This window comes from Ensifer sp. 2TAB8 (assembly GCF_052115125.1).
Taxonomy (GTDB): Bacteria; Pseudomonadota; Alphaproteobacteria; order Rhizobiales; family Rhizobiaceae; genus Ensifer.
This window is the reverse complement of record NZ_JBFRGB010000030.1, coordinates 12,246-24,775: the sequence shown is the minus strand read 5'-3', so window position 1 is coordinate 24,775 and position 12,530 is coordinate 12,246. Positions and strand designations below refer to the sequence as shown.

10 protein-coding genes and 1 pseudogene are annotated in these 12,530 nt (G+C 61.2%); 9 read left to right on the top strand and 2 right to left on the bottom strand.

Going from position 1 to position 12,530, the window contains the following annotated elements; genetic code table 11:
* The first annotated feature begins 8 nt into the window (after positions 1–8).
* The 9 genes and pseudogenes from AB4Z53_RS30610 to AB4Z53_RS30570 all read left to right on the top strand — a co-directional run bounded on the left by AB4Z53_RS30610 (position 9) and on the right by AB4Z53_RS30570 (position 10,350).
* On the top strand, positions 9–1,205 hold the full coding sequence (locus AB4Z53_RS30610) for an amidohydrolase family protein (RefSeq protein ID WP_441599153.1): 1,197 nt from the start codon (positions 9–11) through the stop codon (positions 1,203–1,205).
* 47 nt (positions 1,206–1,252) lie between these two features.
* Positions 1,253–2,092 (top strand): transporter substrate-binding domain-containing protein, encoded by an 840-nt coding sequence (locus AB4Z53_RS30605; protein WP_441599152.1) that lies wholly within the window; start codon positions 1,253–1,255, stop codon positions 2,090–2,092.
* A gap of 89 nt (positions 2,093–2,181) precedes the next feature.
* The gene (locus AB4Z53_RS30600) at positions 2,182–3,681 is read left to right on the top strand and encodes an amidohydrolase family protein (RefSeq protein WP_441599151.1); all 1,500 of its coding nucleotides are present in this window, start codon (positions 2,182–2,184) and stop codon (positions 3,679–3,681) included.
* 210 nt (positions 3,682–3,891) lie between these two features.
* Positions 3,892–4,879, top strand: a pseudogene (locus tag AB4Z53_RS30595) (aldo/keto reductase).
* Positions 4,880–5,259: 380 nt separating this feature from the next.
* Positions 5,260–5,832: an NADPH-dependent FMN reductase gene (locus tag AB4Z53_RS30590; protein WP_113537298.1), complete on the top strand. Its 573-nt coding sequence runs from the start codon at positions 5,260–5,262 to the stop codon at positions 5,830–5,832.
* Between the two features lie 257 nt (positions 5,833–6,089).
* Positions 6,090–7,133 carry an ABC transporter substrate-binding protein gene (locus AB4Z53_RS30585; RefSeq protein WP_441599150.1) on the top strand — a complete coding sequence of 348 codons (1,044 nt, stop codon included), beginning with the start codon at positions 6,090–6,092 and terminating at the stop codon, positions 7,131–7,133.
* A 12-nt stretch (positions 7,134–7,145) separates the two neighbouring features.
* A complete protein-coding gene (locus AB4Z53_RS30580; protein WP_441599149.1) occupies positions 7,146–8,282 on the top strand; it encodes an ABC transporter ATP-binding protein in 1,137 nt (378 codons plus the stop codon).
* A 2-nt stretch (positions 8,283–8,284) separates the two neighbouring features.
* Positions 8,285–9,532, top strand: coding sequence for an ABC transporter permease (locus AB4Z53_RS30575; protein WP_441599148.1), 1,248 nt, complete (start codon positions 8,285–8,287; stop codon positions 9,530–9,532).
* 8 nt (positions 9,533–9,540) lie between these two features.
* Positions 9,541–10,350 carry an ABC transporter permease gene (locus AB4Z53_RS30570; protein ID WP_291163614.1) on the top strand — a complete coding sequence of 270 codons (810 nt, stop codon included), beginning with the start codon at positions 9,541–9,543 and terminating at the stop codon, positions 10,348–10,350.
* On the opposite strand, the gene AB4Z53_RS30565 is transcribed toward AB4Z53_RS30570, so the two are convergent.
* Positions 10,351–11,226, bottom strand: coding sequence for a LysR family transcriptional regulator (locus AB4Z53_RS30565; protein ID WP_113537293.1), 876 nt, complete (start codon positions 11,224–11,226; stop codon positions 10,351–10,353).
* A 71-nt stretch (positions 11,227–11,297) separates the two neighbouring features.
* On the bottom strand, positions 11,298–12,512 hold the full coding sequence (locus AB4Z53_RS30560; RefSeq protein WP_441599190.1) for a M24 family metallopeptidase: 1,215 nt from the start codon (positions 12,510–12,512) through the stop codon (positions 11,298–11,300).
* Positions 12,513–12,530: the final 18 nt, after the last annotated feature.

The window sequence follows — 12,530 nt, the reverse complement described above, 5'->3', positions numbered from 1 at the left end:
AGATACCGATGCAGGAAGAGTTTGTTCTCATCAATGTGCGACCGAACGGCGAGGCGGCGAAAGATGTCGTCGTCCGTGACGGCCGCATTGCCGAGATTTTTGTACACGGCGCCCGAAGCTTCGAGGCGATGCGGGTCGTGGACGGCGAGGGGCTGCTGATGTTGCCCGGCCTCGTCGATGCCCACACCCATCTCGACAAGACCCTGGTTGGCATGCCCTGGTATCGCAACGATGTCGGTCTCGAACTGATCGATCTGATCGAGAACGAGCGTCGCATGAAGCGTGTGCTCGGCATCGATCCCACCCGCCAGTCAGCGGCCCAGATCGAGCGGTCCGTCGCCAATGGCACGACCCATATTCGCACCCACGTCGATATCGACACGGAATATGGCCTTGCCGGCCTCGAAGGCGTGATGGCTTCGCGCGAGCGCTATCGCGATATCGTCGACATCCAGATCGTCGCCTTCCCGCAGAGCGGCATGCTGATCCGCCCCGGTACGGTGGAACTGATGGACCGGGCGATGCGCGAAGGCGCTGACGTCGTCGGCGGCCTCGATCCCTCCGGTGTCGACCGCGACCCGAAGGGGCATCTGGACACGGTCTTCGCCCTTGCGGAACGCTACGGCAAACCGGTCGACATCCACCTGCACGAGCCCGATGCGCTCGGCGTCTTCGCAATCGAACTGATCGTGGAGCGCACGAAGGCGCTCGGCATGGCACAGCGGGTAACGGTCAGCCACGGTTTCTGTCTCGGCATGCTCGCCGATAAGCCGCTTGCAAGGCTTGGCAGCATGATGGCGGAGGCCGGCGTGCACCTGATGACCAAGGGCGGAGCGGCAAGCCCGCGCCCGCCGGTACTCGACCTCAAGGAAATGGGCGTCAACATCTGCTCGGGTTCCGATGGCGTGCGCGATACGTGGCAGCCTTTCGGCAACGCCGACATGCTCGACCGTGCGGCGATCGTCTCGCAGCGCAACGATTTCATCAACGACGTCCATATCGAACTGGCGCTCCGGCTCTGCACCGACGGCGGCGCGAGAATGATGGACATCGACGCCTACGGCCTGGAGCCCGGCTGTGCGGCGAGCTTCGTGCTCGTGCGGGCAGAGACGCCGGCCGATGCCGTTGCATCCCGCCCGGTTCGCCGGGCGGTCTACAGGAAAGGCGTTCCGGTTGCCCGGGACGGCGCGCTGGTTGCCGCCTGAGGCAAGCGGTGAAGATTTTCGAATATAGGCTAGGAGGAGCTGCCATTATGTTGAAATCACTTGGTAAAACAATCATCGCTCTTGGGGTCGCCCTGGGAGCATCTGCAGCGCAGGCCGAGGAGCGCACGATCACGATCGCGACGGAGGGCGCCTATGCGCCTTGGAACTTCACGGAGGCCGGCGGCAAGCTCGCGGGTTACGAGATCGATATGCTGGAGGACATTTGCCCGCGCATGAAGGTCAAATGTGACATCGTCGTGCAGGACTGGGACGGATTGATCCCGTCGCTCAACGCTGGCAAGTTCGACGCGATCGTCGCTGGCATGCTGCAGACTGAGGAACGTGAAAAGGTCATCACCTTCTCGCGCAACTACGGCACCGGGTCGGCCGCCTTCCTCGTTCGCAAGGATTCGCCGCTCGCGAAAATGCCGGTCGGCAAGCAGATCGACATGGGCAAGGACAAGGAGGGGGCAAAGGCCGCCGCCGCGGAGATGCTACCCTTCATGGACGGCATCGTCATCGGCGTCCAGGGTTCCACCACCGCGGGCCAGATCATGACCGAACTGTTTCCTGGCGTCGAATTCCGCGAATACAAGTCGACCGAACAGCACGATCTCGACCTCCAGGCCGGCCGCATCGACGGCGTAATGGCCTCGCCCGTCGCGCTCGACCGCACGTTGGAGAAGATCGGTGCCGACCAGGTGGTGTTTGCCGGCACCGAGTTCACCGGCGGTCCGCTGGGTGGCGGACAGTCGGTCGGCCTGCGGGACGTGGATACCGAACTCAAGGCCAAGTTCGACGACGCGATCAATGCCGCGATCGCCGACGGAACGTTGTCACGCCTCGCCATCAAGTGGTTCAAGCGGGACATTTCGCCGAAGAAGTGAGCCGGACCATTCTGGCCGCACACCGCAGATTCTCGGAGCCGCGCGCGAGCGCGGTTTCGTCGTGATTATTTGAACGATGGGCAACTGCTATGACGACACTTCCAGCCTCCGGCCGCATCGACGGCCCGGTCCTTCTCTCCGCGCGATGGGTTGTGGGCCATCACGACGGCCACCATGTGATCTATGACGACGGCGTTGTCGTATTTCAAGGCAGCGAGGTCGTCTTCGTCGGCCATGACTATCCTGGCGAGGTTGCTCAGCGCATTGACTACGGCAACGCTATCCTCTCGCCCGGTTTCGTCGATCTCGACGCGCTTTCCGATCTCGACACGACTGTCCTCGCCTTCGACAACCAGCCGTCCTGGAAGAAGGGCCGGGTCTGGCCGAAGAGCTACATGGACCGCGCCTATGAAATGTATACGCAAGACGAGCTTGCCTTCCAGAAGCGCTACGCCTTTGCCCAGCTCATCCGCAATGGCGTGACGACGGCGCTGCCGATTGCCTCGCTGTTTTATCGCGAATGGGGCGAAACGGATGCGGAATTCTCTGCTGCAGCCGACGCCGCACACGAGCTGGGCCTGCGCGTCTATCTCGGACCGGCCTACCGCAGCGGCAACAGCTATGTCGACGAGAACGGCAAGATCGCCTTCCATTGCGACGAGGAACGCGGCTTCCGCAGCTTCGCTGAATCGCTGGCGTTCGCCGAGCGTATCGAGGCAAAGGCCTCGCCGCTGGTGCGCGCGATGCTGGCGCCCGACCGGCTCGAAACCAACACACCCGAAATGATGCGCCGTACGGCGGCGGCCGGCCGCGACCTCGATATCCCGATCCGGCAGCATTGCTGCCAGTCGGAGCTCGAGTTCAACCGCATCATCGAGACCTATGGCATGACGCCGCTCGAATGGATGGATTCTCTCGGTGTGCTCAACGAGCGCATGTTGTTGCCGCATGGGGAACTCGTCGCCGGCACCCGCAATGTCGATCGCTCCGGCCGCGATATCGAGATCCTCATGAATGCGGGCGCAACGCTGGTCCATTGCCCGGTCGTCTCGGCCCGCCATGCCGGCGTCATGGATAGCTTTTCGAAGTTCAGGTCGATGGGTATCCGTATCGGCCTCGGCACGGACACCTGGCCGCCGGATTTCATCCAGAACATGCAGGTCGGCGTGCTGCTTTCGCGCGTGAGGGACGGTTCGATCGACAGCGTGCGCTCGGAACACTATTTCGACGCGGGAACGCTCGGTGGCGCGGACGCTCTGAGAAGGCCGGATCTTGGCCGCCTGCAGCAGGGCGCGAAGGCGGATATCATTGTTATCGATATGGGCCATGATCGTATCGGTCATGTCATCGACCCGATCCAGACCCTGATGATGAGCAGCTCGGGCCGCGATGTCACCGACGTCATCATCGACGGCCGCTTCGTCATGGTCGACGGCAAGATTCCGGGTTTTGACGCGCAGGCGGAACAGGCGCGGGCGCAGCACCAGTTCGACCGCCTCATGGCCCGCTATCCGGAGCGTACATACGGTCATCCGCCCGTGGAGGAGATATTCTCCTCAGCCTATCCGCGTCTGCGCCGCAAGGCATGATGGCCGTTGGGTGGGCGCCAGCCGATGAAGATGTCGCCCACCCATTCCGCATCATTGATGAATCTGAAATATAGGTTCATGCGCAATACACCGACTTAACCAACAATCCTGCCAGCGCTAGATTTCGCCAAGCGCCACCATGGCTCAGAAGCGCTGGTGGCGCGTGTCGTCACGAGCGTCTGCGCCTTTCCGACAACGCAGGAGGACAACATGCAAAAACGCAAGCTTGGGCAAGGATTGGAAGTTTCAGCGCTCTCTTGGCTGCATGGGCTACGGCAAAACGCGCGACATCCCCGACCGTCCGCAGATGATCGACCTCCTGCGAAAAGCCGTCGATCTCGGCATGGACTTTTTCGACACGGCGGAAGTCTATGGACCGTGGACCAACGAGGAAATGGTCGGCGAAGCCCTTGGCGCCGTTCGCGGCAGGGTGAAGATCGCCACGAAATTCGGCTGGAACGTCGACCAGGCAGCCGGCGAGCACCTTGGCGGCGTCAACAGCAGGCCCGGTCAGATCCGCAAAGCGGTCGAGGGCAGCCTGAAGCGGCTCCGCACGGACTATGTTGATCTCCTCTACCAGCACCGCGTCGATCCCGAAGTGCCGATGGAAGAGGTTGCGGGCACGGTCAAAGACCTCATCGCTGAAGGCAAAGCTCTGTACTTCGGCCTCTCGGAAGCCGGTGTTACGTCGATACGCCGTGCACACGCCGTTCAGCCGGTCGCAGCCCTTCAGAGCGAGTACTCACTGTGGACGCGTGAGCCGGAAGCCGATGTCATTCCCACGCTTGAAGAACTGGACATCGGTCTCGTTCCTTTCAGTCCGCTTGGAAAGGGATTTCTGACAGGGACCATCGGCGCGACCACCAGCTTTGAAGCTAACGATTTTCGCGGGCAGATTCCTCGCTTCACCGCGGAAAACAGAGAGGCGAACCAGACTCTCGTAGAGCTGATCTCTCGGGTGGGACGGCGCAAGAATGCAACCCCGGCTCAGGTGGCGCTCGCTTGGCTGCTGGCCCAAAAGCCATGGATCGTACCGCTTTTCGGAACGAGAAGGATTGACCGCCTGGAGGAAAACCTCGGTGCGTTGGCGGTAGACCTGACTGGAGATGATTTCGATGAGCTCCGAGCCGGCGCTGAGGCAGTCAAGATTTTGGGCGATCGGTATCCCGAAGAAATGCTTCGACGATCAGGTCTTTGACCGTGTCCGAGCCTCAATGGTTCCCTAGGGCTCCGTCCAATGGGCATCTAATGGCGGCGGCGTAACGATGGATGTCGATGATCGTTGGTGGCTCGCTTTCACCGAGCGGGACGACGACCCTCCACGGCATGACGGTCGGCACCGCTACAACACTTTTGGCGCCGAACGCGCGAAATCGGGCACGCCAGAGCAATAGGCCACCTGGCGCGCGAGAATGCTGGTATTCCCGAACAGGGAAGCACCGAACTGTCAGTGACATTCGGGGAATTGCTGCGGTCAGAATGAAAACCTCTGACAGAGAGCTTCACGCTTCGTATACTGACTGCGTGGCCATCCAGGCGTGGATGTTGACTCATATGTCATAGAAGGGAGCAATTATTATGCAAAAGCATACGGTTGGATACCTGATCGGAAGCCTGGCCAAAAACTCGATCAATCGAAAGCTCGCTTTGGCGCTCGTTAAGCTTGCTCCGTCTCATCTCGAAATGTCGGAGATTTCGTTCAAGGAGCTTCCTCTTTACAGCTACGACTATGATGCGGATTTTCCACCGACCGCTCGTCATTTCAAGAAGGCGATCGCCGCGGTAGATGCCGTTTTGTTCGTGACGCCGGAATACAATCGGTCGATTCCCGGCGGCCTGAAGAACGCCATCGATTGGGCAAGCCGGCCTTACGGCAAAAACTCGTTCACGCGCAAACCCTCGGCCGTCATAGGGACATCGCCGGGTGCGATCGGCACCGCTGTCGCCCAGCAAAGCCTCCGCAGCGTTCTGAGCTTCTGCAATTCCCCGCAGATGAACGCCCCTGAAGCATACATTCAATTCACACCCGGGCTCATTACGGACGATGGCGAGGTCACCGTGCAATCGACCGAGCAATTTCTGCGTAACTTCATGGAGGAGTACGCGGCATTCGTTGCCCGTGTGCTTTCGGTCCTCCCCAGGGACGCCTGATACACAATAGCGGTACATGTCGCACCGTCGACTGGTCGGGTTGTTGACTGTGCAGTAGTCGGTTGCCGAAGGGCGCCGAAAAAGCGGTTTGTTCGGCGAGATTGGGTTGCGCGGTTCAATCTCGATAAGCAACGCTCATGTGCGCATGATACCTACTTATTTGCGCCGCAGGATGGCGCAACATAGGCTTTCCTCATAGCCCGCAGCCAAGACGGGCACTGCGACGGGTAGTCAAATCTGTCTCCAGAGAGGGTTCCATGTTCAGAACACGCATGTTGCTGGCAGCGACGACGCTTGCCTATGGTCTTGTGCTCGGTACGGCGCTCGCCGCCGAGCCGCTTTCCGTCATGAGTTTCGGCGGCGCTTATCAGGACGCGCAACGAAAGGCGGTATTCAGCGCCTACGCCAAGGAAACCGGTCGCCAGGTTTCCGAGCAGGAATACGGTGGTGAGATCGCCAAGATCAAGGCGATGATCGACAGCGGCAACACGACGATCGACGTGGTCGACGTAGACGCGCCGACCCTGCTGCAGGGCTGTGACGAGGGCATTTTCGAGCCGATCGACTGGGAGAAGATCGGACCGAAATCGGACTGGCTCACAGGCACCACGTCGGACTGCGGCGTCGGCACCATCGTCTACGCGACGGTGCTTTCCTACGACCGCGACAAGCTGAAGACGCCGCCGACGAAGCTTGTCGACCTGTTCGATCTCACGAACTTCCCCGGCAAGCGCGGCCTTTGGAAAAACCCGGCGACCAATCTCGAATTCGCGCTCCTTGCCGACGGCGTGGCGCCTGGTGACGTCTATGCGACGCTTGCCACGCCCGACGGGCTCGACCGCGCCTTTGCCAAGCTCGACACGATCAAGAAGGAGATCGTCTGGTGGGAAGCGGGCGCCCAGGCGCCGCAACTGCTTGCGTCCGGCGAAGTGGCCATGACCACGGCCTGGAACGGGCGCATCTTCAATGCCAATAATGAGGGTCGGCATTTCGGGATCGTCTGGGACAACCAGATCCTCGACTCCAACTACTGGGTCATTCCCAAGGGCGCGAAGGATATCGAAAGCTCGCTTTCTTTTATCCATTTCGCCGTTGAACCGAAGGTTCTGGCCGGCATTGCCAAGTACATTCCCTACGGTCCGGTTCGCGCGACGGCGGCGACCGAGGTCGCGCCGCAAGACGCCAAGAACCTGCCGACCAGCCCGGATAACCTCACAACTTCGCTGACGCTCGACAACGCTTTTTGGGCGGACCACGGCGATGAGATTCGCAAGCGCTTCACCACCTGGCTTTCCAACTGAAGGAGCGCCGCGATGAACACCGTGACACTGGAAAGGGGGCACCTCCATGAGGTGCCGCCACCCCTGCCCCTGACCGAGACCATGGTCGCTTTCGAGCGGGTACAGAAAAGCTATGACGGGCGCACGCTCGTCGTCGAGGAGCTGAACCTTGACGTTCGTCGCCGTGAGTTCCTCACGATGCTCGGGCCTTCCGGGTCCGGCAAGACGACGACGCTGATGATGCTTGGAGGCTTCGAACAACCAACGAGCGGCCGCATCCTGCTCGAAGGACAGGCCGTCGAGCGCCTGCCGCCGGAGCGGCGTGACATCGGCTTCGTTTTTCAGAACTACGCGCTCTTCCCGCACATGACGGTTGCCGAAAATGTCGGCTTTCCCTTGCGATATCGTGGCATCCGGGGCCCAGAAGCAAAGCGGCGGATCGACGAGGCGCTTTCCACGGTCAAGCTTGGCGGCCTTGGCGAGCGACGCCCCTCGCAGCTTTCCGGCGGGCAACAGCAACGCGTCGCGCTTGCCCGCGCCATGGTCTTCAAGCCGAAACTCATCCTGATGGACGAACCTCTCGGCGCGCTGGACAAGCAACTGCGCGAACACATGCAGGTCGAGATCCGAAGGATCCAGCAGCGCCTCGGGATCACCATGGTCTATGTGACGCACGACCAGTCGGAGGCGCTCACCATGTCCGACCGCATCGCCGTCTTCCATGAGGGCCGTATCCAACAGCTCTCTGATCCGGTGACGCTTTATGACCAGCCGGCGAACCGCTTCGTAGCCGGCTTCATTGGCGACAACAATACGTTTCCGTGCGAGTTCGCCGGAACGCAGAACGGCTTTACGGTTGTGCGGATGGCTGACGGGACGCGGCTGCTGACGACAGGGTCGTCGGGCAAGCCCGGTTCCAATCTCACCGTCTCCGTGCGCCCAGAACGGCTCACCCTGGACGACCCTGGACACAAGCGCTGCGAAAACCAAATCGCGGCCCGGGTGCTTGAACGAACCTTCCTCGGTGATCGGGTACGACTGACCGTCGAGGCCTTCGGCAGCGAGCGCCTCATTGCCAGCGTGCCGGCTGCGGAGGGTGCATCGGTCTTGCCGGATAGCCGCATAGCGCTCGCCTGTTTCGCCGCCGATTGCCGAACGCTGACGAGGTAGCCATGACCCAGATTTTATCTCTGAGCGCCCCCGTCAGGCCGGCCTGCCTTAGTGCGGCACTTCGTCGGGCGGAGCGGCCCGACCGGCTCAAGGCCTTTTCCCTGGCACTGCCGGCGCTGGTCTTTCTCATCGTGACTTTCGCCGCGCCCATTGGGCTGTTTCTTACCGCTGCCGTGCGCAATCCGGAGGTCCGTGCAGTCCTGCCGCAAACCGTCGGTGCACTCGATGGCTGGGATGGGCGCACGGCACCCGGCGAAGACGTCTTCGCGGCACTTGCGGCAGATCTTCGTCAAGCGAAGCAAGACAACACGGCGGCCGCACTCGGCAAGCGGTTGAACTACGAAGTCGCCGGGATGCGTAGCCGCATCATGTCCGTGGTTCGCCACCTCGACAATTTCGAGGAAGGTTCGCTTGCCGCTCAATTCGCCGCACTCGATCCGATCTGGGCAAGCCCCGAGCCCTTTGCGATCATCAAGCGCAATGCCGGTCCGGTGTCGCCCTATTACCTCCTGACAGCCATCGACCTTCAGCAGACCGCTTCGGGCGACCTCGAGCGGGTGCCTGAAAGCCAGGCGGTGTTTCTTGACATTCTCGGTCGCACACTCTGGATTGCCGGCCTCGTGACCGTCGCGACCCTGGTTCTCGGATTTCCCACGGCCTATGTCATCTCGCTGGCGCCGGCGCGCATCGCCGGCTTCCTGCTTCTATTGGTACTGCTGCCGTTGTGGACGTCACTGCTTGTGCGCACCACAGCGTGGGTGGTTCTGCTGCAAACGGACGGGGTGATCAACCAGCTGCTTCTGGCGCTTGGTCTTACCACGGAAAAGCTTCAGCTCATGCTGACCCGCTTTGGCACGGTGACCGCCATGACGCATATTCAGCTGCCCTTTACGATCCTGCCGATCCTCAGCGTGATGAAGTCCATTCCGGAGGGGCAGATGCGGGCCGCTCGCTCGCTTGGGGCCCCGCCGCTTTCCGCCTTCTGGCGGGTCTATGCGCCGCAGACGCTGCCGGGCGTTGCTGCGGGCTGCCTGATGACCTTCATCCTGTCGCTCGGATACTACATCACGCCCGCACTGGTTGGCGGTCCGCGCGACCAGATGATGTCGAACTTCATTGCCACCTACATCAACCGCGACCTGAACTGGGGAATGGCCGCCGCACTCGCGTGCCTGCTCCTGGTCATGACGCTTTCGATCTACCTTCTGTTCCTGCGCCTTGTCGGTGCGGAGCGCATCAAACTCGGATGAGAACAACCATGTGGCTTCCCGCTTACGCGACCCGCAGCGAACGGCTCTGCCGGCTCGCGGTAGTCGCCTTCGCCTTCGCCGTGCTCGTCTTCCTGATCGGGCCGCTCTTCGTCGTCTTTCCGCTTTCGGTTTCCAAAGACCCGTTTTTCACCTTCCCGATCCAGGAATATTCCTGGCGCTGGTATGTCGATTTCTTCGAAAATACCCGCTGGACCAAAAGCCTGCTCAACAGCCTTGTCGCGGCTCTTTTCAGCACCGCAATCGCGACATTGCTCGGCACGCTTGCGGCGCTCGGCATCAGCCGGCCCGGCTTTCCCGCCCGAAAGGTTGTCATGGCATTGATGATCTCGCCGATGATCATGCCAGTGGTCATCGTCGCCGTCGGCGCCTACATGTTTTTTGGTTCGATCGGGCTCACCAACACCCGCACCGGATTGGTGCTCGCTCATGCGGCACTTTCCATACCCTTCGTCGTCGTCACGGTACTTTCAGCGCTGTCGACCTACGACACCAACCTCACCCGGGCAGGCGCGAGCCTTGGCGCGGGGCCTGTCAGTGTCTTCTTCGCAGTCACACTGCCGCTCATTTCGCCCGGCATCGTCTCCGGCGCGCTGCTTGCCTTCGCCGTCTCCTTTGACGAGGTGATCGTCGCCCTTTTTCTCACTGGAGCAGAACAGCGCACGCTGCCGGTGCAGATGTTTTCCGGCATCCGCGACCAGATCAATCCGACCATCATGGCGGCGGCGAGCCTGCTGACCACCGTCTCGATTGCGCTCTTTGTGGCACTGAGCCTCATCCGCAGCGCGCGGAAGGCCTGATCAGCCTTCTCTTGTGTCAGCAAGAAAGGCGTCGGCGAAATGGGCTGCGAAGCTCTCCGCCACCGCAGAGCGCTTGCGATCGGAACTTAAATAGATGCCGACGACGACGTCCGCGAGCCTTGGCAGGCCGAGGGCGTCGTCGAGTGTTGCAAGCTTGGTTGGCACGATCCGGCGGGCAAGCACTGTGTTGCCGAAGCCGGAACCGACCGCTGCTTCAAGGCCGGAAAGGCTGGGACTCGTATAGACCAGATCGTAGCCGCGCCCGTCACGTTGCAGCGCAGTCAGCATGGCTCGCCGATAGAGACAGCCTTCCGGATAGCAGACGATCCGCAAATTGGCGTTATCGTCCGCCACCAGAGTACCGGCAGCGTCGCCGATCCATGCGAGTGGCTCCTTCCAGGTCATGAATGCGCCTTCCGCCGGCCCGTCCGGTGTCATCGCCACGACGAGATCGTAGAGCCCGTTTCGAAGACCCTGCAGGAGGACATGGGAAAGGTCGCAGACGACCTCGAAGCGGAAGTCGTGGCCGCTGCGGGCAAGGCGCGGCATCAGCTTTGGCAGGAAATGGTCGGCATAGTCGTTCGGGATGCCGAGGCGGATCTTTCCATGCTGATCGCGTCGCGAGAGGCGCAGCATCATCTCGTCGTTCAGCGCCAGCATCTGCCGGGCGTAGCTCGCGACCAGTTCTCCGGCCTCGGTCGGTTGAGCGCTTGCATCCTTGGCGAACAGGGAAACGTTGAGCAATTCCTGCAGCTTTTTCATCTGCAGGCTGATGGCCGGCTGGGTGCGTCCGAGTTGTTCGGCAGCGCGCGTGTGGCTGCGCAGGTCGATCACTGCCAGAAAGGTACGAAGGAGGTCAGTCGGAATGTTTCTCACGGAATATCGGCACCGCTTCCAAAAGGAAACGGGCCGATCGGGCGGCCCGTTTCAAGTTGCCCGCGGACGGGTCAGGCGGGAAGGATATTATGCTGCGGGCCGAAGGGGAAGCCGGTAATGTTCTCGCTTCCGCTCTCCGTCATGACCAGGATGTCGTGTTCGCGGTACCCGCCGGCGCCCGGCATACCGTCCGGAATTGTCAGCATCGGCTCCATGGAGACGACCATGCCCGGCTGAAGGACGGTGTTGATATCTTCGCGCAACTCTACCCCTGCCTCGCGGCCATAGTAGTGCGACAGCACACCGAAGGAGTGACCATAACCAAAGGAGCGATAGCCAAGCAGGCCGTGCTCTCGGTAGATCTCGTTGAGTTCCGTGGCCACATCCCCGCAGCGCGCGCCGGGTTTGAGAAGCTCAAGCCCGCGACGATGGACGGCGCAGTTGATCTCCCAGATCCGAAGATGCTCATCGCTGGCGTGGTCGAGGAACAGCGTGCGTTCAAGCGCTGTGTAGTAGCCGGCGATCATCGGGAAGCAATTGAGCGAGAGAATGTCGCCCTTCTGGACACGCCGTGATGTCACCGGATTGTGCGCACCGTCCGTGTTGATGCCCGACTGGAACCACACCCAGGTGTCCATCAGTTCTGCATGAGGAAAACGATCTGCGATGTGGCGGACCATAGCCTGCGTGCCGGCAAGCGCCACCTCATATTCCGGAACGCCTTCGCGCACGGCCTTGGCGACAGCAGCACCGCCGATATCGGCCGTCGCCGCACCTTCCTTGATGAGCGCGATCTCCTCCTGCGACTTGATTGTGCGCAGCCACATGGTCGGAAAGCCGATGTCGACAAACTCGACCCTTGGGAAAGCCTCCTCGAGCAGGCGACGAAAATCCAGGTTCACCTGGTCGAACTCGATGCCGATGCGCGAGACGTTCGGGAGGAGTTTCTGCAGGGCGTGGAAGAAGTTGTCGCGTTGCCAGTCCGTATAGGTGATGTTGTCGCCGAAGGTGCGCCGAAAGGGTTGGCCGGCATCAATGCCCGCCGAGACCGAAGTTGCCTTTTCCGGCGTGATGACAAAGGCGTAACGTCGGCCAAAGGAACAATAGAGGAAGTCCGAGAAGTAGCAGATGTTGTGGTAGGAGGTCAGGACCGCCCCATCGAGCTTCAGGTCTTCGAGGATGCGCCGCATCGCATTTTGCCGACGCTCCATTTCGCCTGCGGAGAAGGTGGACTTCACCCTCTCACCGTTATGCATCTCCTGCAGCCGCAGAAGTTCGTTCGGCATTCCTCGCGCAAACATGTT

Bases quoted from the DNA above. Each gene is read 5' to 3' on its own strand.
- AB4Z53_RS30610 (WP_441599153.1), top strand. From the start codon at position 9: ATGCAGGAAGAGTTTGTTCTCATCAATGTGCGACCGAACGGCGAGGCG.
- AB4Z53_RS30605 (WP_441599152.1), top strand. From the start codon at position 1,253: ATGTTGAAATCACTTGGTAAAACAATCATCGCTCTTGGGGTCGCCCTG.
- AB4Z53_RS30600 (WP_441599151.1), top strand. From the start codon at position 2,182: ATGACGACACTTCCAGCCTCCGGCCGCATCGACGGCCCGGTCCTTCTC.
- AB4Z53_RS30590 (WP_113537298.1), top strand. From the start codon at position 5,260: ATGCAAAAGCATACGGTTGGATACCTGATCGGAAGCCTGGCCAAAAAC.
- AB4Z53_RS30585 (WP_441599150.1), top strand. From the start codon at position 6,090: ATGTTCAGAACACGCATGTTGCTGGCAGCGACGACGCTTGCCTATGGT.
- AB4Z53_RS30580 (WP_441599149.1), top strand. From the start codon at position 7,146: ATGAACACCGTGACACTGGAAAGGGGGCACCTCCATGAGGTGCCGCCA.
- AB4Z53_RS30575 (WP_441599148.1), top strand. From the start codon at position 8,285: ATGACCCAGATTTTATCTCTGAGCGCCCCCGTCAGGCCGGCCTGCCTT.
- AB4Z53_RS30570 (WP_291163614.1), top strand. From the start codon at position 9,541: ATGTGGCTTCCCGCTTACGCGACCCGCAGCGAACGGCTCTGCCGGCTC.
- AB4Z53_RS30560 (WP_441599190.1), bottom strand. From the start codon at position 12,512: ATGCCGAACGAACTTCTGCGGCTGCAGGAGATGCATAACGGTGAGAGG.